Source organism: Saccharothrix sp. CB00851 (genome assembly GCF_001905065.1).
Classification (GTDB): Bacteria; Actinomycetota; Actinomycetes; order Mycobacteriales; family Pseudonocardiaceae; genus Actinosynnema.
In genome coordinates this window covers 63,268-86,372 of record NZ_LWLC01000029.1, presented here as the reverse complement: position 1 = coordinate 86,372, position 23,105 = coordinate 63,268, and the positions used below count along the sequence as shown (strand labels likewise).

General features: G+C 71.6%; 19 protein-coding genes. 9 read left to right on the top strand and 10 right to left on the bottom strand.

Annotated elements, in window-relative coordinates; all coding sequences use genetic code 11:
• Positions 1-113: 113 nt before the first annotated feature.
• Entirely contained in the window at positions 114-3,761 is a 3,648-nt protein-coding gene (locus A6A25_RS26900) for a patatin-like protein (protein WP_073894721.1), read from the top strand.
• Between the two features lie 160 nt (positions 3,762-3,921).
• On the opposite strand, the gene A6A25_RS26895 is transcribed toward A6A25_RS26900, so the two are convergent.
• Entirely contained in the window at positions 3,922-5,946 is a 2,025-nt protein-coding gene (locus A6A25_RS26895; protein WP_073894718.1) for a glycosyltransferase, read from the bottom strand.
• Positions 5,943-6,569 (bottom strand): DUF998 domain-containing protein, encoded by a 627-nt coding sequence (locus A6A25_RS26890; RefSeq protein WP_073894715.1) that lies wholly within the window; start codon positions 6,567-6,569, stop codon positions 5,943-5,945. The genes A6A25_RS26895 and A6A25_RS26890 overlap by 4 nt, the downstream gene beginning before the upstream one ends.
• Positions 6,570-6,705: 136 nt before the next feature.
• On the opposite strand from A6A25_RS26890, the gene A6A25_RS26885 reads away from it, so the two are divergent.
• Genes A6A25_RS26885 through A6A25_RS26875 form a run of 3 tightly spaced genes read left to right on the top strand, consistent with a single transcriptional unit; the run spans position 6,706 to position 9,423 of the window.
• Positions 6,706-7,644: an ABC transporter ATP-binding protein gene (locus tag A6A25_RS26885; protein WP_241828933.1), complete on the top strand. Its 939-nt coding sequence runs from the start codon at positions 6,706-6,708 to the stop codon at positions 7,642-7,644.
• Between the two features lie 59 nt (positions 7,645-7,703).
• Positions 7,704-8,423: an ABC transporter permease gene (locus A6A25_RS26880; RefSeq protein ID WP_083668715.1), complete on the top strand. Its 720-nt coding sequence runs from the start codon at positions 7,704-7,706 to the stop codon at positions 8,421-8,423.
• 46 nt (positions 8,424-8,469) lie between these two features.
• Positions 8,470-9,423 carry a COX15/CtaA family protein gene (locus tag A6A25_RS26875; protein ID WP_073894707.1) on the top strand — a complete coding sequence of 318 codons (954 nt, stop codon included), beginning with the start codon at positions 8,470-8,472 and terminating at the stop codon, positions 9,421-9,423.
• Here the strand turns inward: A6A25_RS26875 and A6A25_RS26870 are convergent.
• From A6A25_RS26870 to A6A25_RS26855, 4 genes are all read right to left on the bottom strand, one after another.
• A complete protein-coding gene (locus tag A6A25_RS26870; RefSeq protein ID WP_073894704.1) occupies positions 9,360-9,824 on the bottom strand; it encodes a GbsR/MarR family transcriptional regulator in 465 nt (154 codons plus the stop codon). The genes A6A25_RS26875 and A6A25_RS26870 overlap by 64 nt on opposite strands.
• A 185-nt stretch (positions 9,825-10,009) precedes the next feature.
• A complete protein-coding gene (locus A6A25_RS26865; RefSeq protein WP_083668714.1) occupies positions 10,010-10,537 on the bottom strand; it encodes a DUF742 domain-containing protein in 528 nt (175 codons plus the stop codon).
• A 7-nt stretch (positions 10,538-10,544) separates the two neighbouring features.
• Positions 10,545-10,988: a roadblock/LC7 domain-containing protein gene (locus A6A25_RS26860; protein WP_073894702.1), complete on the bottom strand. Its 444-nt coding sequence runs from the start codon at positions 10,986-10,988 to the stop codon at positions 10,545-10,547.
• Entirely contained in the window at positions 10,985-13,561 is a 2,577-nt protein-coding gene (locus A6A25_RS26855; protein WP_073894700.1) for a nitrate- and nitrite sensing domain-containing protein, read from the bottom strand. The genes A6A25_RS26860 and A6A25_RS26855 overlap by 4 nt, the downstream gene beginning before the upstream one ends.
• Positions 13,562-13,888: 327 nt before the next feature.
• Here A6A25_RS26855 and A6A25_RS26850 point away from each other — a divergent pair, with 327 nt between their 5' ends.
• Together A6A25_RS26850 and A6A25_RS26845 are read left to right on the top strand one after the other, a co-directional pair.
• Positions 13,889-14,305 carry a DUF485 domain-containing protein gene (locus A6A25_RS26850; protein WP_073894698.1) on the top strand — a complete coding sequence of 139 codons (417 nt, stop codon included), beginning with the start codon at positions 13,889-13,891 and terminating at the stop codon, positions 14,303-14,305.
• Positions 14,305-15,879 (top strand): solute symporter family protein, encoded by a 1,575-nt coding sequence (locus A6A25_RS26845; RefSeq protein WP_073894696.1) that lies wholly within the window; start codon positions 14,305-14,307, stop codon positions 15,877-15,879. The genes A6A25_RS26850 and A6A25_RS26845 overlap by 1 nt, the downstream gene beginning before the upstream one ends.
• Positions 15,880-15,927: 48 nt before the next feature.
• On the opposite strand, the gene A6A25_RS26840 is transcribed toward A6A25_RS26845, so the two are convergent.
• Genes A6A25_RS26840 through A6A25_RS26830 form a run of 3 tightly spaced genes read right to left on the bottom strand, consistent with a single transcriptional unit; the run spans position 15,928 to position 17,325 of the window.
• Positions 15,928-16,779 (bottom strand): ATP-grasp domain-containing protein, encoded by an 852-nt coding sequence (locus A6A25_RS26840; RefSeq protein WP_073894694.1) that lies wholly within the window; start codon positions 16,777-16,779, stop codon positions 15,928-15,930.
• Complete coding sequence (locus tag A6A25_RS26835) at positions 16,776-17,063, bottom strand: hypothetical protein (protein ID WP_073894692.1); 288 nt, start codon at positions 17,061-17,063, stop codon at positions 16,776-16,778. Before A6A25_RS26835 ends, A6A25_RS26840 begins: the two co-directional genes overlap by 4 nt.
• 10 nt (positions 17,064-17,073) lie before the next feature.
• Positions 17,074-17,325: a hypothetical protein gene (locus A6A25_RS26830; RefSeq protein WP_073894689.1), complete on the bottom strand. Its 252-nt coding sequence runs from the start codon at positions 17,323-17,325 to the stop codon at positions 17,074-17,076.
• A gap of 1,206 nt (positions 17,326-18,531) precedes the next feature.
• Between A6A25_RS26830 and A6A25_RS26825 the strand changes: the two genes are divergently transcribed.
• A complete protein-coding gene (locus A6A25_RS26825) occupies positions 18,532-20,154 on the top strand; it encodes a DUF885 domain-containing protein (RefSeq protein ID WP_073894686.1) in 1,623 nt (540 codons plus the stop codon).
• A 70-nt stretch (positions 20,155-20,224) separates the two neighbouring features.
• Positions 20,225-21,196 (top strand): quinone oxidoreductase family protein, encoded by a 972-nt coding sequence (locus A6A25_RS26820; RefSeq protein ID WP_073894683.1) that lies wholly within the window; start codon positions 20,225-20,227, stop codon positions 21,194-21,196.
• An 84-nt stretch (positions 21,197-21,280) separates the two neighbouring features.
• Here A6A25_RS26820 and A6A25_RS26815 read toward each other — a convergent pair whose 3' ends face one another.
• Positions 21,281-21,871, bottom strand: a complete 591-nt coding sequence (locus tag A6A25_RS26815) for an FKBP-type peptidyl-prolyl cis-trans isomerase (protein WP_073894657.1) — start codon at positions 21,869-21,871, stop codon at positions 21,281-21,283.
• 221 nt (positions 21,872-22,092) lie between these two features.
• On the opposite strand from A6A25_RS26815, the gene A6A25_RS26810 reads away from it, so the two are divergent.
• Positions 22,093-23,100 carry a hypothetical protein gene (locus A6A25_RS26810; RefSeq protein WP_073894655.1) on the top strand — a complete coding sequence of 336 codons (1,008 nt, stop codon included), beginning with the start codon at positions 22,093-22,095 and terminating at the stop codon, positions 23,098-23,100.
• The last annotated feature ends 5 nt before the right edge of the window (positions 23,101-23,105 follow it).

The window sequence follows — 23,105 nt, the reverse complement described above, 5'->3', positions numbered from 1 at the left end:
GTAGGACACGCGCGTTCGGGAGGTAGGACACGCGTGGGTGTGTAACTGGGTTGGGTGGATCGGCGAGGTAGGGGGTGCGGGAGGATCGGGGGGCCGCGGGGAGGGAGGGCGTGATGGTCGACGTGCCGAGGGAGCAGATCCGGTTCGCCGTCGTGCTCAACGGGGGTGTGAGCCTGGCCGTGTGGATGGGCGGCGTGGTGCTCGAGCTCGACCGGTTGACCAGGGGTGACGGCCCGTACGCCGACCTGCTGGACATGGTCGGCAGCACGGCCCGTGCCGACGTCATCACGGGCACGTCCGCAGGCGGCATCAACGGTGCGGCGTTGGCGTTGTCGCAGGTCAACGCCAACGCCCGGCTGGAACGGCTGCGTGACCTGTGGGCTGAGCAAGGCCGCATGGAGCAACTGCTGCGCACCCCGTTCCGGGGTCAGCCCGTCTCGCTGCTCAAAGGCGACGAGTTCTTCCTCCCCCGGCTCCAGGAGGCGTTGGAGCGGCTGACGTCCGACTTCACCCCGCAGGAGGACCGGCCGGTCGACCTGCGCATCACCACCACGCTGCTCGCGGGCGTGCCCACGGTCACCCACGACGACCTCGGTCAGAGGCTCGTGCAGGCCACCCACCAGGGCAGCTTCTCGTTCCGCCGCGACCCCGGCGGCCGGGACGACTTCGCCGCCGACAAGCTCCCGACGCTGGTCAGCCGCCTGGCACTGGCCGCGCGCTCGTCCGCGTCGTTCCCGTTCGCGTTCGAGCCCTCGTTCATCCCGGTCGCACCCGGCGCGCCCGACGGCGACAAGCCCAACATGGCCGAGGTCGCGTCCTGGGCCAACGACACCGACAACCGGTCCCGCTACGCCGTGGACGGCGGTGTCCTGGTCAACACGCCCACCGAGGAGGCGTTGGAGGCCATCGACCGGATGGCCGCCGAGGGCCCGGTGCGGCGGGTGATGCTGCTGGTGTTCCCGCACGCCCCGGAGGCGGTCGTGGAGCCGGTGGCACCGGTGGACGGCGCCCTGCCCAGTACCATCGCCACCGGCGGCAAGCTGCTCGGCGCGCTGACCAGCCAGAGCGGGCGCACCTACGTCGACCGCATCGAGGAGCACAACCGCAACGCCGCCTCCCGCCGCGGCGGGCGCAACGCCCTGCTGGACCGGCTCGCGTCGGGCGGCTCGGTCACCGGCAAGCTGTACGCGCTGGCCGCGACCCTGCACGACCACTACGAGGACGTGCGCATCCGGCACGCCGCCCGTGACGTCACGACCCGCCAGTTCGAGGTGCCGGGCGCGAACGCCGCGGGCTGGACGTTCGAACGGGTCCGCGCGGCGGCCGAGGCGGCGCAGCGCGAGTACCGCGCCGAGCACAGCAAGCTGCCGTACGTGCCGACCCGGCCGCAGCCGACCGCGTTGCCCGACCACGGCTGGCCGTGGGGCGTCACGATGGCCGAACGGCTCGCGTCCGCCGCGATGGACGTGCTCAAACGCCTGGTCTGGATCATGCCGGACGCCGAGCGGCTCGCCCTGGCCCGCACGAACCTGTTCGACGTGCGGGCGAAGCTGCGCGCACTGCGCCTGGAGCTGGACGAGCACTGGACCACCGGTGGCCCGGAGGAGCTTGACCAGGAGTACTGGGAACGGCGGGTCCGCCGGTTCGCGGTGAAGATGCTGGACGAGCCGGACGGCGTCGGGCAGCGGGTGCGGGAGCAGGTGGACCGGATCGCGGGCGTCCTCGGCGACGCCCACGACATCCTCGACCAGCTCGACGACGAGCAGCTGCGGGTAGGTGAGCTGCGGTCGTGGCAGCGGCTGCTGACCGAGCCGCGCACCGACGCCGAGACCGAGGCGGGGCTGGTGGCGGGCGAGCTGTGGCTGTCGCGGGTGCTGGCGCTGGAGGTCGCCACGACGTGCCTGGCCGACGACACCCGCGGCGGTCTCGACCAGGCCGTGGAGCTGGTGCAGATCAGCCTGCAGACGCGCAACGCGTTCGCCGAGTACAGCCTCACCGCCGAGGACAAGGCGGGCGGTGCGTCGCTGAACCGGTTCTCCGGGTTCCTGAAGCGGTCCTGGCGGGTCAACGACTGGATCTGGGGCCGGCTCGACGGCGCGACCATGCTGTGCAAGGTGGTGTTCGACCCGAAGCGGCTGCTGCGGGTGGACCGGCTGACCGGCGCCGGTGGCGATCCCCTGGAACGGGCCGCGGCGAAGGTCGACGAGCTGGTGGTGAAGCTGTTCGGCGACGGCGTGCCGGACGAGCTGGCGCCGTACGTGCAGCGGGCGAAGGTCGAGCTGGGCAACGTGTACGCGAACCCGGACGGCGACCACCCGCCGACGTGCGCGGCGCTGGCGGAGCTGGCCGCGTGGGGCCTGCACACCCGGATCATCTGCGAGGAGCTGCCCGCGCTGCGCGCCGCGATCCTGGCCGACCGGCACGAGGGCGCGGACCGGCGTTCGCGCGGTGAGCTGTTCCTGGAGGAGCAGGCCGCGCTGCTGGCCAGGTTGCCCGTGCGGACGGACGCGGAACGGGTCGAAGTGGGCGTGCGTGGGCTGAGCGCGTTCGACCGGGCGGGCATCGGGCGCGAGCCGCTGGTGCAGGAGGCGAGCAGCGACCAGGTGATCCGGACGGCGGCGACGGCCGCGGCGGTGGCGATCACCGTGGCCGACAGCGACAACTCCGGGCTGGGCACGGCGAAACCGCTGACCAGGACGTTGCGCGGGGCGGCGCTGCTGCCGTACTGGACGATCACCGGGTTGACCAGGGGCGGCCGGTTGGCGCAGTTCCTGGGGCTGCTGGGGTTCGCGCTGGGCGGCGCGCTGCTGGTGCTGTCGCTGTTCGACCTGCTGCCGCCGTGGGCGCTCGGTCCGGCGGCGGCGTTCGGCGGCGGCACGTTGCTGGCCGCGTTCGGCTATGCGGCGTTGCGTTCCGGCACGTTGCTGCACGGGCTGGTGCTGCTGTCGCCGGTGATCCCGCTGGTGACGGTGGCGATCGACCGGACGCGGGACGCGTTGGCGTCCGGGGAGACCGGCGACCAGGCCGTGACGGGCATGGTGGCGGTCGGTGGCGTGCTGCTGGTCGTGGTGGGGTTGCTGGTCATCGGCAGCCTGCCCGCGCCGGTGGGCACGCCGTTGGCCGTGCTGGGCAAGGTGCGGCTGAAGCCCCGGCTGCTGGTGCGGGTGCTGGTGGCGGTGGCGATCGTGGCCGGTGTGTGGGCCGTGGTGCGGTACCGGCTGTACGACCTGAACCCGGCGCTGGTGGTGATCGGGACGGTGGTGGCGATCGTGTTCGGCGCGGTGACGTCGTACGTGCTGGGCAGCTCGCTGCGACGGTGGCGGCAGGTGGACGGGGTGTGGGACACCGAGGCCGCCGAACCGCCCGCGTCCGCGACCGCCGGGTGGGCCGCGGTGTACGGGTCCGTGCTGCTGGTGATCGCCGCGGTCGTGCAGGTGTTCTCGCTGCGGTTCACCGGGTGGGAGGCGGTGCTGGGCACGGCGCTGGCGTTCGGGTTGGTGCTGCTGCTGGTGACGACGTGGTGGGTGCCGTTGCGGGCGCGGCGGACGATCGCCACGTCGCTGGTGGAGCAGATGTCCATCGTGGACTTCGAGCCGGACGACGTGGCGGCGGCGCTGCTGAAGCGGCTGGAGGGCCACGGCATGCTGTTCAAGTTCCTGACCGACCTGGACGACACCGGCCGCCCCCGCCTGACCGCCACCGGCCTCCGCGTCGCCGCCCGCGCCGCCCACCGCTCCCGCACCGGCACCGACCTCGACTGACCCGGCGTGTCCTACGCCCAGAACGCGCGTGTCCTACGTTCGGAACAGGCGAGTTGAACGTTCAGAACACTCGGGCGGCTGGGCTGGTGCGTTCTGAGCGTTCAACTCGTGCGTTCTGAACGTAGGACACGCGCGTTCCGAACGTAGGACACGCGCGGGGTTAGGCGGCGAGGGCGGGGGTGGGGCGGACGGTGGGGAGGCCCAGGGCGCGGGCGTAGAGGGACTCGAAGGTGTCCAGGGTGGTGTCGATGGCGTGGGCGGCGATGAGGTCGCTGCTCGCGGCGCCCATGCGGGCGGTGACGGCGGGGTCGGCGGTGACGGCGTGCAGGCGGTCGGCCAGGCCCCGGACGTCGCCCGGTGTGAACAGCCAGCCGTTGCGGCCCGGCTCGCACAGGTGCGGCAGGGCCATCGCGTCGGCCACGACCACCGGCTTGCCCGCGGCCATCGCCTCCATGGTGGCGAGGCTCTGGAGCTCGGCGATGCCCGGCATGCAGAACACGTCGGCGGCCGCGTAGGCGTCCAGCAGTTCGGACTCGCTGACGAAGCCGCGGAACCGGACGCGGGCGGAGATGCCCAGGTCACGCGCCAGCAGCTCCCACTCCGCACGGCACGAGCCGTCACCGACGATCTCCGCGTGCAGGCGTGGCACGAGGGCCAGGGCGCGCAGCAGCTCGTCGACCCGCTTCTCCTCGTCCAGCCGACCCACGAACAGCACGGTCGGCGCATCGGTGTGCCGCACGGGCTCGCGCAGCCGGTACCGGTCGATGTCGATGCCGCACGAGACGGGAACGGCCCGCTCCGGGAACCCGTTGTCGTGCAACAGCTGCACGGCACGCGGCGTCGGCGCGGTCACGACGTCGGCCTGCCCGAACACGCGGCCGAGGTCGCGCCACGCCCACCGCGACGCCATGCCCTGCAGCCACGCCGGCACGCGGGCGTGCCCGAACAGGTTCTCCGGCATGAAGTGGTTGGTCGCCACCGTCGGGATGCCCGACGCCGCCGCGTGCCGCAGCACGTACCGCCCCACGACGAAGTGCGCCTGCACGTGCACCAGGTCCGGCCGCAGCTCGTCCAGCAGCACGCCGACGTCCTTGCGCACCTGCCACGGCAGCCCGATGCGGAACGTGCGGTGGAACGGCGTGCGGTGCGAGCGCACCCGGTGCACGGTGATCCCGTCGGCGCGTTCGGTGCGGGCCGCGCCGTCCGGCGACACGGAGATCACGTGCACGTCGTGGCCGCGGCCGGCGAGACCGGTGGCGAGGCGGTGGGCGAAGCGGGCCGCGCCGTTGACGTCCGGGGGGAACGTCTCCGCGGCGATCACGATCCGCATGGCGCGTCCGTTGGTCACTGTCGTCTCCGATCTGGTGGGAACTGCGGGAAGGGTTCGAGTGCGGGCCAGCGCGACGACACCGCCGATGGCGATCACGGCGCACCCGACCTGGGCGACGGCCACGAGCGGGCTGGTCCGGTTCGCCTCGCCGAGCAGTCCCGCGCCGATGCCGACGGCCACGAGCGGGTCCACCACGGTGAGGCAGGCGACCGCCACGTGCGGCGGTCCGCTGGCGTAGGCGTGCTGGATGAACCAGCCGCCGACGACGAGGGCGACGGCGATGCCCGCCGCCGAGAACGCGGTCGACCACGCCAAGCCGCCCTGCTGGACGTCCTGGGACACCGACCGCATGAGCACGGAGACGAAGCCGTAGGCGACACCGCCCGCCGCGCCGAAACCGAGGGCGCGCACCGCGGGCCGGGTCGACAGCACGCCGACCAGGCCCGGCACCGCGATGAGCCCGAGCGCGAGCAGCGCGGCCTTCACCTCGGCTTCCGGCACGACCGCGGTGGACGTGGCGCTGCCCGCGGCCAGGAGCACGAACGCCCCCACGCCGAACGTGGTCCACGCGACCGCGGGCAGCTCACGCCGGCGACCGTCGAGGACCGCGGTGATGCCGATGGCCACCACGCCGACCGGCTGCACCACGCTCAACGGCGCCATCCCCAGCGCCGCCGCGTGCACACCGGCGCCGAGGACGAGCAACACCAGGCCCAGCAGCCACCGCGGCCTGCGCAGCAGCTCCAAGACCCGCAACGGGCCCTCGCTCGCCCGCACGGCGTCGTGCTGCAGGCGTGCGGCGAAGGCGAAGAACACGGCGCCGAGCACCGCCAGCAGGACCGCGAACCACGTCATGACGCCTCCTCGCGGCGCAGCACGGCGGAGGCCAACGCGAACAGCAGGCCGTACAGCAACGCGAACAGAACGCGTTCGAAAAGGCCGAGCACGACCGCGCCGCTGCCCGGGTAGATCACCGACACGTGGCTCACCATGAACGCCACCGAGGTGATACCGGCGGCAACGGAAAAACGGCGCAGCGCGGTGCTGGAGAGGAACGTCCGGGAAATCAGCCACCCGGCCAGCGGCAAACTCGCGAACATCACCGCGCCCGCGTACCGGTGCACCGCGCCGGAGAACGACGTCGGCGTACCGGTCGGGTCGGTCGGGAACACCGTGGCCACCGCGAGCCCCGCCGACCACAGCCCCAGCAGCACCGCCACCGGTCCCCGCCTGGGCAGACCGGACCGGACCAGGGCGACGAGCAGGCCGACCGACGCCGCCGCGAGGGTCAGCGCGGTGACGGCGAGCAGCCCGCTGCCGTTGTCCACGAAGATGTAGTCGCTGATCGTGTGGGTGATCGGGCTAAGCTCGCCGACCGACGCCACGTGCAGGTAAACAATCGGGAACAGCGACAGGACGAGCCCCACAACAGCCAGCGGCAACACCGCCGTCCGTCTTTTCCCCCGGATCTCCACCACGAGGAAAATCCTGGTCGGAAATCGCGTCGGAAGATATCGGGAACACCCCCGAGCCGACCCTGAAGCCACCCGGAGAACCCTGGTAGGGCTGACCCCACCACGGGGCGGGGCGGGCCACGCCCTAGGCTTCCGCGTCGTGAGCCCGCACCCCCAGCACCCTGCCGTGGAAGTGTCGGGGCTGGTCAAGCGCTACGGCTCCACCGTCGCGGTGAACGGACTCGACCTCACCCTGGAAACCGGCACGGTCCTCGCGCTCCTCGGACCCAACGGCGCCGGGAAAACGACGACCGTGGAAGTGTGCGAGGGATTCCGGGCGGCCGACGGCGGTGAGGTCCGCGTCCTCGGGCTCGACCCGAAGCGCGACGGCGACCGGCTGCGGCCCCGCATCGGCGTGATGCCGCAGGGCGGCGGCGGCTACCCCGGCGTGCGGGCCGACGAGATGCTGAGCCTCGTGGCCGCCTGCGCCGCCAACCCCCTCGACCCCGCGTGGTTGCTGGACGTGCTGGGGCTGTCGTCCTCGCTGCGCACCCCGTACAAGCGGCTGTCCGGCGGGCAGCAGCAACGCCTGTCGCTGGCGTGCGCCCTGGTCGGACGCCCCGAGCTGGTGTTCCTGGACGAGCCGACCGCCGGTATGGACCCGCAGGCCCGCCGCCTGGTGTGGGAGCTGGTGTCGGCACTGCGCGCGGACGGCGTCAGCGTGCTGCTCACCACGCACCTCATGGACGAGGCCGAAGCCCTCGCCGACCACGTCGTGATCGTCGACGCGGGCCGGGTCGTGGCGCAGGGCAGCCCCGCCGAGCTGACCGAGCACCACGCCGACGACCGGCAGCTCCGCTTCCGCGCCCGACCCGGGCTGGAGCTGACGCTGCTGCGCGACGCCCTGCCCGAGGGCCTGGAAGTGCGCGAGGTGACCCGGGGCACCTACGTCGTGCACGGCCACATCGACCCGCAGGTCCTCTCCACGGTCACCTCGTGGTGCGCGCAGCAGGGCGTGCTGGCCGAGGAGCTGACCGTGGCCAGGCGCAGCCTGGAGGACGTGTTCCTGGAGCTGACCGGCAGGGAGCTGCGCTCGTGACCGAACGTTTCGCACCGGGCACGTTCACGCCCGCGCCCGGCCGCGGGAAGCTCGGCCGGATGCTGTTCGCCCAAGCCCGCACGGAGACGGTGCTCACCCTGCGCAACGGCGAGCAGATCCTGCTGACCGTGCTCATCCCGGTGGCGCTGCTGGTCGCGATGAGCCTCATGGACGTCATCCCCGTGCCCGAACCGCGGGTCGGCTCGGCCACCGCCCGCATCCTCGCGCTGGCGGTCATCTCGTCGGCGTTCACCGGGCAAGCGATTGCGCTCGGCTTCGACCGCCGTTACGGCGTGCTCAAGCGCCTCGCCGCGACCGCGCTCCCCCGCTGGCTGCTCGTCGCCGGACGGGTCGTCGCGGCGCTGGCCGTGGTCGCCGTGCAGGTGGTGATCATCGGTGTGACGGCCCTGCTGCTGGGTTGGCGGTTGCCGTCGGGGACCGGCCTGCTGTGGGCGGCGGTGCTGATCGTGCTGGGCACGCTGTCGTTCGGCGCGCTCGGCGTGCTGCTCGGCGGTGCGCTGCGGGCGGAGATCGTGCTCGCGCTGGCCAACATCGTGTGGTTCGTGCTGCTGCTCATCGGCGGCGTGGCGCTCGGCGTCGACACCCTGCCGACGTGGCTCGCCACCGCCGTGGACGCCCTGCCGTCCGCCGCTCTGGCGCTCGCGCTGCACGACGCCGTGGTCGAGGGAGCGGCACCGGGCCTCGGTCACGTCGCCGTGCTGGTGATCTGGGGCGTGGCCGCGGGCGCGCTGGCGGTGAAGACCACCAAGCTCGGGTGACACCCCCGGCCGACGGTTCTCAGCCAGTGGTACCTACCATCGGGTCGTGTCCGCCCCATCCTGGCTCACCTCCTTCCTGAGCACGTTCCAGCGCACGTTCGCCATCGCCGTGGTGATCGCCCAAGGCGGCATCGCGGTCACCGGGTCGATCGTGCGGGTGACCGGATCGGGCCTCGGCTGCCCCACCTGGCCGCAGTGCTTCGAGGGCAGCCTCGTGCCGGTCGAGCACCCCGAGGTGGCGTCGCTGCACCAGTGGGTCGAGTTCGGCAACCGCACGCTGACCGGCGTGGTCGGTGTCATCGCCGGGCTGTGCGTGCTGGCCGCGTGGTTCAACCGGCCTCGGCGCAAGCGGGTCGTGGTGCTGGCGCTGGTGCAGTTCGGCGGTGTCGTGCTGCAGGCCGTGATCGGCGGGTTCACCGTGCTCACCGGCCTGCTGTGGTGGACCGTGAGCGTGCACTTCCTGGTGTCGATGCTGCTGGTCTGGTTCGCCGTGCTGCTGGTCGCGGCGCTGGGTGAGGGTGACGAGCCCGCCCGGCCACGCGTGCCGCGGTCACTGCTGTCGTTGCAGGTCGTGCAGGCGGTGACGCTGGGGCTGCTGCTGCTGGCGGGCACGTTCGTGACCGCCGCCGGGCCGCACGCCGGTGACGCCGCCACCCCGCGCCTGGACCTGCCGGTGGACACGTTGTCGCAGGTGCACGCCGACCTGCTGTTCCTGTTCCTCGGCATGCTCATCGCCCTGGGGTTCGCGTTGCGCGGCCACCCCGTGCCGAGGCGGCCGTACTGGGCGCTGGTGGCCGTGGTGCTGGCGCAGGGCGTGTTGGGCATGGTCCAGTACTGGACGGGCGTGCCGGAGGTGCTGGTCTCGCTGCACGTGCTGGGTGCCGGCGCGGTGGTCGTCGCCACCGCCGCGGTGTGGGTGTCGACCCGCGAACGACCTCACCGCGAGGACGAGGGCCTGCGCTCCCAGACGCCGGGCAGCTCCGTCGCCAGCCACGTGTAGAGGTCGTCCACGGTCCGCAGCCGCATCGCGCGTTCGGGGTCACCGCTCATCAGCCGCATCCCGGCCTCGGTCAGCTCACGCACGCTCACCAGCGCGTCCAGCTTGCGCTGGATCAGGTCGACCCACCGCTTCTCGTTGATCCGGTACTGCGCCGCCTGCCTGCCGCGCCGGGTGCGCTTCGTCACCAGACCGGCGTTGACCAGGAACTTCAGGTTCGTGCTGATCGAGCCGCTGCTCGCCTCCAGCTCCTGGGACAGCTCGGCGGCGGTCCGTTCCGTCGGCTGGCACACCAGCAGGTAGCCGAGGATGCGCCCACCGATCAACGGGATGCCCTCCTCGGCGAAGTGCGCCGCGAACCGCTCGATCCACGCCGACAGCCGCGTTTCCCGTCCGACGCTCATCCGACCCCCTCGACTCCACGCCGACTTTTTCGGTCGGCACTGAAGGCACGATAGGTCGTGTGCTGATCATCACGCAAAGGCGGCGCGCCGAACCCGAGCGTTGAATTCGGGGGTCCTGAAGGTAGGACACGCGCGACCTGAAGGTAGGACACGCGCAACCGGGAGGTAGGAATCCCGGCGTAGCGTTACAAGCGTCGCAGACCCGCCAGGACCCGTTCCATCAGGCCCAGGTCCGGTTGGGCGCCGTCGGAGGACGCGGTGGAGTGGACGTCGATCAGGCCGCGTTCGGCCATGTCGCCCAACAGCACCTTGGCCACACCCAGTGGCAGGCGCAGGAGGGCGGCGATCTCCGCCACCGACCGAGGCCTGGCCACGAGGTTGATCACCTCGTGGTACTCGGACTTCATGGCTCCCGGGTAGTCCCAGTCCACCGCCGACACCAGCGTCTCGATCTCCAACTGGAACGACGACGTGGTGCGGCCACCGGTCCACGAGTAGGCGCGGACGATCGAGGCCGCCTCCTCGCGCGGGTACTCGAACTCGTCCTCGTCGTCGAAGACCGGGCGGTGGGGTTTGGTGTCCCCGGTCGCGGTCGACTGTTGCTCGGGTTTCGGCTTCTCCTGCTTGCGACGGCGGGAGGAGTCGAGGCTGAAACCGTTGAGCAAGGCGGCGAACGTCTCGTCCGACGCCCCTGGCTCCTCGTTCCGGTCCATGACCACCTCACGCAGACGGGCGGGCCATCATCCGCTTCGCGCCGTGGAGCTGGGCGCGCAGCTCGGGGGTCAAGAGCTGGCCGACCTGGTCGACGACCACGGTCATCTCGTAGGCGACCTGGCCGACGTCGGCGTCCGGGGCGGCGAGCACGGCGAGGCACGAGCCGTCCCTGATGGACATCAGCAGCATGATCCCGTACTGCATCTCGATCACCGAGCGCAACACGCCGCCGCCGTCGAAGGTCCGCGCCGCCGACTCGGTCAGGCTCGCCACGCCCGCCGCGATCGCGGCCAACTGGTCCGCCCGGTCGTCGGGCAGGCCGCTCGACGCGGTCAACAGCAAACCGTCCACCGAGATCACCACGGCGTGGGCCACCCCAGGCACGCGATCGGCGAAGTTGCTCACCAGCCAGCCGAACTGGTCGACCTGTCGCGACTTCTGCGTGCTCATCCGCTCTCCTGCCCAGCTCGATTCTCACCGGATCCCCGCACACCTTGCCGGATCCCGGTCTGGTAGCTGGCGAGGAAACCGCGTGTCGCCTGAGGATCCCTCCGGACGGGTGCCACCGCGTCGGGTGCACTCGGCCGTTCGGCCACCAGATTGGTCCGCGGCTGCCTCTTGGGCAGTTCCGCCGGAATGTCGTTCACAGGCTTGTCGTTCACGGGCGCCTCCCCGCGCGCGTGGGTGTCCGCGACGCGGTGCCGCGGTTCAGCCGGTCCGGACGGCACGGGTGCGCCGCCGAACCAGGTCGAGGCCCTCCGCCGCGGCGCGGACGCCGGTGGGGTGGGCGGTGTGGCGGCCGGCGGGTCGACGGTGCGCCCGCGGAACGGCGACCACCCGTCTTCCTTCAGCGGCACGACGGGCGGCAGGACCGGTTGCGGCAGCACGGACGGCGACGGCGACGGCGAGGACGGTGGCGGCACGGTGGCACGCGGCAGCACCGGCTGCGGGTCCGTGGAGTGCGGCGACGCCGGCCGCACGCCGTTCGAGTACGACCCCGCCGACTGCGGCAGGACCGGCTGCGGTCCCGTGGACGGCGACGGTGACGGAGCGGGGATGGACGCCTGCGCCGGCACCGCGCGCGACGGCACCGGACCGCTCGCGCGAACCAGCTCGGCGGGCAGCGCCACCACCGCGCGCAGCCCGTCGCCCTGCTCGCGCAGCATCACGTCGATGCCGTGCCGACCGGCGAGCCGACCGACCACGTACAGGCCGAGCTGGCGTGACACCGGCAGCTCGCCGTTGTCCTCCGACGCGGCCAGCGCGATCCGGCGGTTGGCCTGCGCCAGGTCCTCCTCCGACATGCCGACGCCGAGGTCGACCACGTCGACGAGCACGCCGCCGCCGGGCCGCGGCCGTCCGCCGACGATCACCTGCGTGCGCGGCGGCGAGAACGTGGTCGCGTTGTCCAGCAGCTCGGCGACGAGCCGGACCAGGTCGCCCGCGGCGTAGCCGACGACCTCGACCGACGGCGTGGTCTGCACGACGACCCGCTGGTACTGCTCGATCTCGGACGCGGCGGCGCGCAGCACGTCGCCCAGCGGCACCGGGCGGGTGAAGCGGCGGGCCACGTCGCTGCCCGACAGCACCATCAGGTTCTCGTTGTTGCGGCGCATCCGGGTGGCGAGGTTGTCCAGCTTGAACAGGTTCGCCAGCTGCTCGGGGTTCTCCTCCTGCCGCTCCAGCTCCTCCATGAGCTTGAGCTGCCGCTCCACCAGGCCCTGGCTGCGGCGGGACAGGTTGATGAACGCGTTGCGCATGCCGGTGCGCAGGTCGGCCTGCTCGGCGGCGGAGCTGACCGCCTGCCGGTGCACCGCGTCGAACGCGCGCGCCAGCTGGCCCAGTTCTTCCCTGGTGTGCACGGGCACGGGCGCCACGGTGACGTCGTGCGCGGCGTTCTCCCGCAACTGCGCCACCAGCGTCGGCAGGCGGTGCTCGGCGACGTCCAGCGCGGCGGTGCGCAGCGCGCGCAGCGAGCGCAGCAGGTAGTTGCCGACGACGAAACCGACCGCGGCGGCGGCGAACATCGACGCCAGCAGGATCACCGACGCGGCGCCCGCCCGGTCGCTGGTGGAGTCCTGCAGCCGGCCGGCGGCGGTGGTCAGCTGGTCCTCCAGCGACCGCAGCACCACGCCGATCTGCTTGAGCGTCGCGTCCGAGCCGCTGTTCCACGCGTCGGCCTTGACCAGCACTTCCACCGCGCCCGCGTTGGTGCGCACCTGCTGGAACAGGCTGTTGCGGAGGTCGACCTGCTGGCCGGAGACGGTGCTGCGGTAGTCGGCCTGCTGCTGGGGCGTGGCGACGGCGGAGAAGTCGGCCAGCTTGTCCTGCTGGCGGGTGTAGGACTGCTCCAGCGCGGTGACCTCGTTGTCGGTCAGCCTGCCGCGGCTGATGCCGGCCAGCACCGTGGCGTGCTGCCAGGACACCTGCTCACCAGCCATGGCGATGTTGTGCAGGGCGGTCGCGGTGCCCGACAGCGCCGGGTCGCCGAAGTCGCCGACCATGGCCTGGTCGAAGTCGAGCAGGGCGCGCACCACGACGGTGTAGCCGCCGATGGCGCCCTCCAGGTCGACGGTGCCCGACAGCACGCGTTCGCGCAGCTGCGGCAGGCCGTCCAGCTGCACGGCGACGTCGCGGAACCGGGCGTTGGCGACCTCGCCCAGGGTCGTGGTGCGTTCCATCAGGTTGCGCACGCCCGCGGCGGCGTTGTCGGTGGTGCGGGTCAGGTCCCGGAAGTCCTTCTCGACCACGCCGGAGCCCTCGGGCCGCTGCGCGGAGAACGCGCGTTCGGCCTGCACGCCGGCGATCAGCGGGTCGATACCGGCACGCAGCGTCACGATGCGCTGCATCGAGGCGTAGGTGTCGGCGCTCTTGACGTACCCGCGGATCTGCACCACGCCCGCGCCGACGGCGACGAGCACGGGCACCGCCAGCACGGCGGCGAGCTTGACCGGCAGACGCCAATTCCGCCAGTCCGCGACGGCACTCCACCACTGCCCGCGCGCGTTGTTGTCGCCAGTCACCAGACAAGCCCCGGAAAGTCCGTAGTTGTTTCGAAGTTGAACGACGTCGACGTATTGATGACCGACGAGCGTGGATGTTGCTGGGCGGATAGTAGGTGGTGGACAGGCGTGGGACAACGACCTTGCGGTAGGTCCTCATCCGATCGGCGCAGCGTGACGACCCCAGGCCCACCGGACGCCTGTCGAGACAACGGTCCGGCGTCGACTGAGCAGCCGTGACACGACCGTTGGCGTCACGTCGTTGACTGGCGGCGCATCGCGGTTACGCTGAGCGCTCGCCGCCGGCCCGCGCCTGGAGCGTGCGCGGCAAATCCCCGTGGAGGATTGATGACGAAGGCGATCCTGCCTCCGACGGATTCCGGACCCGCCCGCGGCGGGCGCGGCTTCGCCACTTTCGACGACCCGGGTTCACGCCTGTTGGTCGACGAAGCGGGCGAGCCGGACTTCGTCGCGCTTCAGGCGAGCGCCGATTTCCGCGAGCTCCGCCGCCGCACAGCGATCTTCGTGGTGCCCGCCACGTGCGGGTTCCTGCTGTGGTACCTGGGCTACGTCGCGCTGTCGGCGTACGCGCCGGACTTCATGAGCACGCTCGTGTGGGGCGTGATCAACCTCGGTCTGCTGCTCGGGCTGCTGCAGTTCGTCACGACCATCGCGCTGACCCTGGCGTACGCGCGCTACGCGCGGCACAAGCTCGACCCGCAGGTGCGCGCGGTCCGCTCGCTCACTGCGGAGGACCAGGCCTGATGGGCGGCAACACCGCGATCAACCTGGGCGTCTTCGGCGTCTTCGTGTTGATCACCCTCTACATCGTGTACCGGGCGGGCAGCCGCAACGCCACCGCGTCGGACTACTACGCCGCGGGCAGCAGCTTCACCGGGCCGCAGAACGGGATCGCGCTTTCGGGTGACTTCCTGTCCGCCGCGTCGTTCCTCGGCATCTCCGGCAGCATCGCGGTCAACGGCTACGACGGGTTCCTGTACTCGATCGGCTGGGTCGTGTCCTGGCTGCTCGGCCTGATGATCATCGCGGAGCGGTTGCGCAACACCGGCCGGTTCACCCTCGGCGACGTGCTGGCGTTCCGGATGCGGCAGCGCCCGGTCCGCGCCGCGGCGGCCAACGTGACCCTGGTGATCTCGCTGTTCTACATGATCGCGCAGATGGCGGGCGCGGGCGCGCTGATGGCGCTGCTGCTGGACGTGCACAGCAAGGTCGGCCAGGCGGTGATCATCGCCGTGGTGGGCATCGTCATGGTGCTGTACGTGCTGGTGGGCGGCATGAAGGGCACCACGTGGGTGCAGATCATCAAGGCCGTCTTCCTGATCATGTGCGTGACCCTGCTGTCGGTGTTCCTGCTCGGCAAGTTCGGCTTCAGCCTGTCGGCGATCCTGGAGACGGCCTCGCGCAACACTCCGCTCGGGCCGGAGGTGACCGAGCCGGGCGTGCGGTACGGCGGCAACCCGACCAGCCGGCTCGACTTCATCTCGCTGGCGCTGGCCCTGGTGCTGGGCACGGCGTCGCTGCCGCACGTGCTGATGCGGTTCTACACCGTGCCGAACGCCCGCGAGGCGCGCCGTTCGGTGGTGTGGGCTACGTGGATGATGGCCACGTTCTACCTGTGCACGCTGGTGATCGGGTTCGGCGCGCTGGCGCTGGTCGGGTCGAAGGAGATCACCGCGGCGCCCGGTGGCGAGAACTCGGCCGCGCCGCTGCTGGCCTACGAGGTCGGCGGCGCGGTGCTGCTGGGCGTGGTGAGCGCGGTGGCGTTCGCGACGATCCTGGCGGTGGTGGCCGGTCTGACGCTGACGGCGTCGGCGTCCTTCGCGCACGACGTGTACGCGAACGTGATCAAGCGCGGCCAGGCCGACCCGCGGTCGGAGGTGCGGGTGGCCCGGCTGACCGCGGTCGCCGTCGGTCTGCTGGCCATCGTCGGCGGTATCGCCGCGAACGGGCAGAACGTGGCGTTCCTGGTGGCGCTGGCGTTCGCGCTGGCGGCGTCGGCGAACCTGTCCACGATCATCTACTCGATGTTCTGGAAGCGGTTCAACACGCCGGGCACGCTGTCGGCGATCTACGGCGGGCTCGGGTCGTGCATCTTCCTGCTGGCGTTCTCCCCCGCCGTGTCCGGCGCGAAGTCGTCGATCTTCCCGGACGTCGACTTCGCCTGGTTCCCGCTGAGCAACCCGGGACTGGTGTCGATCCCGTTCTCGTTCCTGTGCGGCTACCTGGGCACGGTCCTCAGCAAGGAGAAGGCCGACCCGGTCAAGCAGGCCGAGATGGAGGTCCGGTCGCTGACCGGCATCGGTTCGGGCCTGAAGTGACGCGGCGGAACGCCGGAGCGCTCGGCTCCGGCGTTCCGCTTTCCTAGCCTAGCGCTTCGAGAGGGCGGCGCGGACGGCCGAGGCGAAGCGGAGCGGTGCGGTGGAGTCGGTCTGGCGGAAGCCCAGCGACGGTTCGACCAGCTCCAGTTCCAGCAGCAGCGGGGCGTTGTCCGCGCCCGGGATCAGGTCCACGCGGGCGTAGAGGAAGTCGTCGCGGCGCAGGCCGGTCAGCTCGGCGGCGGCGTCCACGACGTCCTCGGCGACCCGGCGTTGCGCGGGTGACGGCGTCGCGCCGGACAGGCGTTCCACGATGTACAGGCCGGACTCGTCGTACTCCGCGTCCGGCGTGAGCATCGCGCCCTTGGTGAAGGCGTGCGAGTACTGGCCGCCCAGGAACACCATCGCGGTCTCGCCGACCGAGTCGACGTTCGCCTGGTACGGCTGCACGAGCGCGGGCACGTCGAGGGTGGTCAGGTGCGCGGCGGCCGTCCCGTGGTCGCCGGCCGCGACGCGCAGCGCGCCCCGTGACCCGGCGCCGACGGTCGGCTTCACCACGAACTCGCCGTCCGGCCAGTCGGTGAAGCCCGGCCCGGCCACCGCCGTCGGCACCACCGGCACGCCGTGCCGCGCGAGGTCGACCAGGTACGTCTTGTCGGTGTTCCACCGCACCACGGACGCCGGGTTCACCAGCGCGGGCTCGGCGTCGCACCAGGCCAGGAACTCCGCCAGCCGCTCGGGGTAGTCCCAGGTGGACCGCAGCACGACCAGGTCGGCCGACGTCGGCGCGCCCCACGTCGTCCAGGACGCGTGCACGCCGACGTCGGCGAGGGCGTCGACCAGCGCGTCGTCGTCACCGTCACCGGTGGGCAGCGACTCGCAGGTGGCGAAGACGACCTTCACCGGCCGGCCATCTTGCGCCGGTGCGCCGGCCCGATCTTCACCGCGGCCGTCGTCTCGCGGTCCCACTCGTGCCGCTCCAGGTCCGCGACCGCCTCGCACACGGACTCCGCCGACGCCACGTCCGGCAGCACCACGTCGCCCATGGCTCCGTCGTCACCGACCAGCACGACCCGCGCACCGGCCCGCCCGACGTTCTGCACGACCGCGCGGGCGGGCTTGCCGTGCGCGGCCACGAACGCCGTCGCCGTCTTCACCGCGCGCCCGATCTTCTTGTCCTCTGCCACGTCGGCCAGACTAGAACCTGCCGGTAACTTCCGCGCACGTGACCGCACTCACGGCGGCAGAGGCCATGCCGCCGTGCATCGCGACGCGTCCCTCCCGCCGGGTGACCAGAGTCTCGTTGGGCACGGTGAAGCAGACCACCCTCCGGTCTACGACCTCCTCCACCCGCAGGTTGCCCCTGATCGTCAGCGCTTCGTGCTCCCGGCCCGGCTCCTGCACCATGACCTGGTAGATCCCGCCCTGGTACGGCCCCCCAAACGACACTTCGCCTGCCCGCGACGACCGCTAGCGCCTGCACATCACCCGCCAACCGCGTCGAGATGGTGTAGTAGACCTGCCAGCCGCTTCGACAACGGGTGCCATCGCCCGCCATAAGCGCGGCCAACAGGACTTCGGCCTGTCGGGCGGACAAGTCGAACGCCCAACCCGGCAGCTTCTTCCCGGCCGACCCGCTCCCGCACTCCTCGACCACAGCCGCCGCGACCGCTCGATCGGCCAGCGTGTAGACCGCGTACTCGCAGGGCCGACGACGACCGCCGTCGTGCCGCGTGTAGCTGTACTTGCGGAGTTCGTGGTCCCGACCGACTCGCGCGAGGACCGGTTCCAGACGGCCCCCGAGCTTCTGGCTGAACCCGAGCACCGATGCCGCGCCGGTCGAGAGCCGCTTGGCCACGTGGCCCTCCGACACGTATGCGCCCACGAGCGCGAGCGTCCCGTCGCTGACGGAGTGCTCACCGTCTCGTGGTGTGCCGGCCACGCGTACGTGGTGCAACTTGGTCAGCTCTCGCGCGGGGCGGAAGGCCCACGCTGCGGCTTCGGTGCGGTAGGAGTTGCCGATCCGCCCGCACGGACCCCGGTTGACCGGCGAAGTCCACATGCGGAGACCTGGCGTCACGGCACAAGCCGTGTACCGGTGCCTGAAGATGTGGACAGGCCCGCTGTACGGCCGGGCCATCCGCCCGGTGGGCAGCTGGAACTCCAGCCTGCCGCCCGCCCGGTCGACGGTGCCGACCGGTTCTCCGTCCATGATCTCGTCGTAGGCCCGCCAGCCCCGGTGAGTGAGGAACAGCGTGTCGTCCAAGTAGGAGTCGGGACCGTGCCACCCCACCGGATCGGACCGGTCGACGCGTCGGGCCGCCGCGCGCACTGGCCTGTCATGGGGATGCTCGATCAACGTTGGCTCAGCCGACACGGACCAATTGTCGAACTTGCGTTCGACGGTCGGCAAGATCACTTCCAGGTGAACCTCACGGCCGACGCACCGCCGTTCACGCCCTGGACCGGTCGCCCGAACCCACCTGCGTGCGCAGGATCGTGGCGCGCCGGGCGATCTCGGCGAATTCCGGGTTGTTGTGCTTCACGGCCATTCCCCCTCCGGGTGACGCGGGAGAACTTAAAGCGTCAACGGGCAAGGGCCAAGGGAATTCCGGGCACCTGCCGGACCGCCCGGTCGCGGGGTAGCTTGCGGGCGTGACAGATACCCCACAGCTCACCCACCTGGTCGAACAGTTCCTCGCGTGGCACTTCGACCGCAACCCGGGCAGTGCCGCGATGCTCGGCTCGCTCGCCCACGACCACACCCTCGGCGAGTTCAGCGCGAGCGCGTTCACCGAATACGAACGCGGCGCGGACGCGTGGCTCGACCGGTTCACCGCGGTCGAGGCGGCGGACCTCCAGGGGTCGGTGGACCGGGACCTCGTCGTCGCCGTGCTGCGCGGCGTGCGGGCGAAGGCGACGTGGCCCGCGTGGCGGCGTGACCCGTCGACCTACACGACCGCGGTGCTGTACCCGCTGTTCAGCGCGTTCCTCAACCGGCTGCGGCCGGAGCCGGAACTGGTGGCGAGCGTGGTGAAGAGGCTGGCCGAGGTGCCGGCGGTGCTGGCCGCGTGCCGGGCGAACCTGGACCCGGAGGTGGCCGCGCCGAAGATCGTCAAGCGGGCCGCCGACCAGGCGCGCACCGGACGGGCGTTCCTGACCGTGACGCTGCCCGCCGAGGTGTCCGACCCGGGGCTGCGCGCGGAGCTGGCCGAGGCCGCCGAACCGGCCGCGCGGGCGTTCGACGAGCTGGCGGTGTTCCTGGACGAGTTCGCGGGCCGGGCCGGTGGCGACTGGCGGATGGGCGAACAGCTGTACTCGACGCTGCTGCGGGAGCAGGAGGTGCTGGGGTACGGCGCGGCCGAGCTGCACGAGCGGGGCAAGGCCGCCTACGCCGAGCTGGACGCGGAGATGCGCGAGCTGGCCGGGACCGACGACTGGCACGCGGTGATGGCGTCGTTCCAGGACGACCACCCGCCGACGCCGGAGGCGATGCGCGCCGAGTACGAGGCCGAGACGCGGCGGGCGCGGGCGTTCCTGGTCGAGCACGGCCTGGTGACGTTCGCCGAGGGCGAGGAGTGCCGGGTGGTGCCCTCGCCGACGTTCCAGCGGCCGGTGCTGTCGGTGGCGTCCTACATGTCGCCGCCGCCGCTGACCGACCAGCGGACGGGCCACTTCTTCGTGCCGTTCCCACCGGACGGGTTCACCGCCGAGCAGACCACCCAGCGGTTGCGCACGAACTCGCGCGCCCAGCTGGCCACGATCGCCGTGCACGAGGCGTACCCCGGCCACCACTGGCACCTGTCGTGGCTGGCCGCGCAGGACCGGCCGGTGCGCAAGGTGTTCCGCACGCCGTACTTCTCCGAGGGCTGGGCGCTGTACGCGGAGAAGCTGCTGCGCGAGCACGGCTACTTCAGCGCCGAGGTCGTCGGTGACGCGGCCACCGCGCGGGCGCAGGAACTGGCGCACGTCGAGGCGCGGTTGTTCCGGGCGGCGCGCATGATCGTGGACACCGCGCTGCACTGCGGCGACATGGGCGTCGAGGAGGCCGAGGAGTTCATGACCACGAAGGCGTCGCTCACGCCCGGCACGGCGGCGGGCGAGGTCAACCGGTACTGCGCGTGGCCGACGCAGGCGCCGTCGTACCTGACCGGGGCGCTGGAGATCGAGCGGATCCGGTCGGAGTACACCGGGTCGCTGCGCGACTTCCACGACACCATCGCGGGCGCGGGCGCGTTGCCGCTCGGGTTGGCCCGCAAGGTCGCTCTCGGTGGGTGAGAAGCGGAACAGGCGGGCCGGTCCGGCGGTTGGCGTCTGACGTAGGACATCGCGACAGGAGGACGAACACATGCCCAAGGCAGTGGTGGTGCGCGCGACCGGTGGACCGGAAGCGCTGGAGTTCGCCGACGTCGAGGCGAAGGCGCCCGGCCCCGGTGAGCTGCTGGTGGACGTGGCCGCCGCCGGGGTGAACTTCATCGACTGCTACCACCGCGAGGGCCGCTACCCGCTGGACCTGCCGTTCGGGCCGGGACTGGAGGGCACGGGCCGGGTGAGCGCGGTCGGACCGGACGTCACCGGTCTCGCGGTGGGTGACCGGGTGGCGTGGGCGCAGGCCCTCGGCAGCTACGCGCAGCAGGCCGTGGTGCCGGTCAAGGACGCGGTGGCGGTGCCGGACGGTGTGGACGACGACACGGCGGGCGCGCTGCTGCTGCAGGGGCTGACCGCGCACTACCTGGTCGCGTCCACGTACCCGGTGCAGAAGGGCGACACGGTCCTCGTGCACGCCGCCGCGGGTGGTGTGGGGTTGCTGCTGGTGCAGTTGGCCAAGGCGCGGGGCGCGCGGGTGATCGGCACGGTGTCCACCGAGGCCAAGGAGGCGCTGGCGCGCGAGGCCGGTGCCGACGAGGTGATCAGGTACGACCAGGTGGACTTCGCGCCGAAGGTGCGTGAGCTGACCGACGGCGTCGGCGTGGCGGCGGTGTACGACGGCGTCGGCAAGACGACGTTCGACGGGAGCCTGGCCAGCCTGAAGCCGCGCGGCATGCTGGCGCTGTTCGGCGCGTCCAGCGGTGCGGTGCCGCCGGTGGACCCGTTGCGGCTCAACCACGCGGGGTCGGTGTTCCTGACCCGGCCGTCGCTGGGCGCGCACGTGGCCACCCGGGAGGAGTTGGAGTGGCGGGCCGGTGAGCTGTTCGCGGCCGTCGCGGACGGTTCGCTGTCCGTGCGGATCGGCGGGCGCTACCCGTTGGCCGACGCGCGGCAGGCGCACGAGGACCTGGAAGGCCGGCGTACGACCGGCAAGCTGCTGCTCGTGCCCTGATCGCCGACACCGACCCACGAGCAAGAGACGCGGAAGGGCGGCCCCGACGAGGGACCGCCCTTCCGTTGTCCGGCGCGGCTCGGTTCAGCCCTGGACCTTGACCGCGTCGACCACGAAGATCAGCGTCTCGCCGGGCTGGATGTCACGCGACCCGTTCGGGTAGCCCTTGTCCGACGGCACGACGAGCAGCCGGCGGCCGCCCTCCTTGAGCCCGATCAGGCCCTCGTTCCAGCCCTGGATGACACTGGCCTGGCCGATGTTCTCCAGCTCGAACGGCTCGCCGCTGTCCCAGGACGCCTCACGGGTCCGCTGGTCGCGGAACGTCGCCAGCACGTAGTGCAGCTGGGCGGTGGAGCCCGCCTTGATCTCCGGGCCGGTGCCCTCGGTGAGGTCCTTGACGACCAGGCCGTCCTGCGGCGTGCAGCCGGTCGGGACGGTGATCGTGGGCTTCTCCCCCGCCGCGCCGGTCACCTGGTACTGCGCCACCTCGCACGGCGGGCCGCTCGGCTCGGGCAGGTCGGCCTCGGTGGGCTGCTGCGCCTCGGGCTGAGCGGCGGTCGCGGACGGGGTGTTGGTGAGGGTGGACGGCCGGTCGCTAGCGGTGCACGCGGTCAGCGCCAGACCGGCGGACAACAAGGAGACGAGAGCCAGGGCCGTACGGCCGACAGTACGCATGGTTAACGAGCTTAGGGTTCACCCCCGCGCGCCGCGCCGCGGCCCCACCAGCAGGCCCAACGCCGATCACGGTGCGCTGCTGTCGATCTAGGAACCAATCCGCAAATGTGCCACTAATTACCGCTATCGCCGTTGCGTACTCGCGAGTACAGTAACTCCGCGCACTTGATCGTATACCGAGAGCATTCGGCCGTTCGAGTGCCCACCAAGGAGGTGACATCGTGTCCGCGGAGCCGAACGGCGTCCGCAGCAACCTGTTACAGGAATTGTTCTGGACCAGAACAGGTCTGCTCCTGCTGAGCCTGGTCGTCACTTCCGGCGCCGCTCTGGCCATTTCCAGCACCATGGACCAAGGGGCGTTGCGCACGTTCCTGACGTCGGTCGGCACCGGCACGTTGATCTCCGCCGTGGTCGGTTTCGGGCAGACGTTGATCACCAGTTCGGCCGCGCAGCGGGCGCTGGTCACCCCGGTCGTGGAGGAGAGCCGCAAGGCGCTGCGCGACCTCACCGCCGAGTACCGGGCACTGGACCGCGAGTTCTTCCCCACGCACGTGTTCGAGCCGACCGCGCGGCCCGACCCGGCGTTCAACCAAGTGATGATGCAGGACCTGGAGCGCACCCGGCTGTACGTGTTCCGCGGCTTCGCGGGCAGGTACGCGGCCTGCCGGCTGCTGCTGTCGCAGTCGGAGTGCGAGCTCAAGGCCGTCCTGGCCGATCCCCGGGACGGTGAAGCGATCAGCGGGCGGGCACGCTACCTGCTGCGCAACGAAGGCGCGGACGGCGACTACGACGCGATCGCGGCACGGCTGCGCGAGCAGATCTCCATCGGCCTGGTCGGCCTGTTCCTGGCCCGCGGCCGGTGCTCGCGGATCGACCTGACGATCGTGTCCGACCCGCCGCTCGACCGGCTGGAGCTGTTCGACGACAGCGCCTGGCTCACCCTCTACAGCAACACCAGCGCGGGCGTCATCCGGCTCTACCCGCGCACGGTGCGGTTCTCGGAGGGCTCGTTCCTCTACGGGATGGAACGCGCCGAGTTCCTGCGCATCAGCAATTCCAAGGCAGGGCTCCACGTCGTCATCACCCCGGGCACCAGTCGGGCGGACTTCCTCGCCCTGTTCGAGAAGATCACCGGGAACCCGCTCACCGAGGACGGGTTCCGATCGCTCGAGGAGAAGTTCCACCGATTCCGCAAAGAATTCTCCGCCTCCGCTCAGTTGGGGAGCTGATAAGT

Bases quoted from the DNA above. Each gene is read 5' to 3' on its own strand.
- A6A25_RS26900 (WP_073894721.1), top strand. From the start codon at position 114: ATGGTCGACGTGCCGAGGGAGCAGATCCGGTTCGCCGTCGTGCTCAAC.
- A6A25_RS26895 (WP_073894718.1), bottom strand. From the start codon at position 5,946: ATGACGTGGTTCGCGGTCCTGCTGGCGGTGCTCGGCGCCGTGTTCTTC.
- A6A25_RS26880 (WP_083668715.1), top strand. From the start codon at position 7,704: ATGCTGTTCGCCCAAGCCCGCACGGAGACGGTGCTCACCCTGCGCAAC.
- A6A25_RS26870 (WP_073894704.1), bottom strand. From the start codon at position 9,824: ATGAGCGTCGGACGGGAAACGCGGCTGTCGGCGTGGATCGAGCGGTTC.
- A6A25_RS26865 (WP_083668714.1), bottom strand. From the start codon at position 10,537: ATGGACCGGAACGAGGAGCCAGGGGCGTCGGACGAGACGTTCGCCGCC.
- A6A25_RS26860 (WP_073894702.1), bottom strand. From the start codon at position 10,988: ATGAGCACGCAGAAGTCGCGACAGGTCGACCAGTTCGGCTGGCTGGTG.
- A6A25_RS26850 (WP_073894698.1), top strand. From the start codon at position 13,889: ATGACGAAGGCGATCCTGCCTCCGACGGATTCCGGACCCGCCCGCGGC.
- A6A25_RS26845 (WP_073894696.1), top strand. From the start codon at position 14,305: ATGGGCGGCAACACCGCGATCAACCTGGGCGTCTTCGGCGTCTTCGTG.
- A6A25_RS26820 (WP_073894683.1), top strand. From the start codon at position 20,225: ATGCCCAAGGCAGTGGTGGTGCGCGCGACCGGTGGACCGGAAGCGCTG.
- A6A25_RS26815 (WP_073894657.1), bottom strand. From the start codon at position 21,871: ATGCGTACTGTCGGCCGTACGGCCCTGGCTCTCGTCTCCTTGTTGTCC.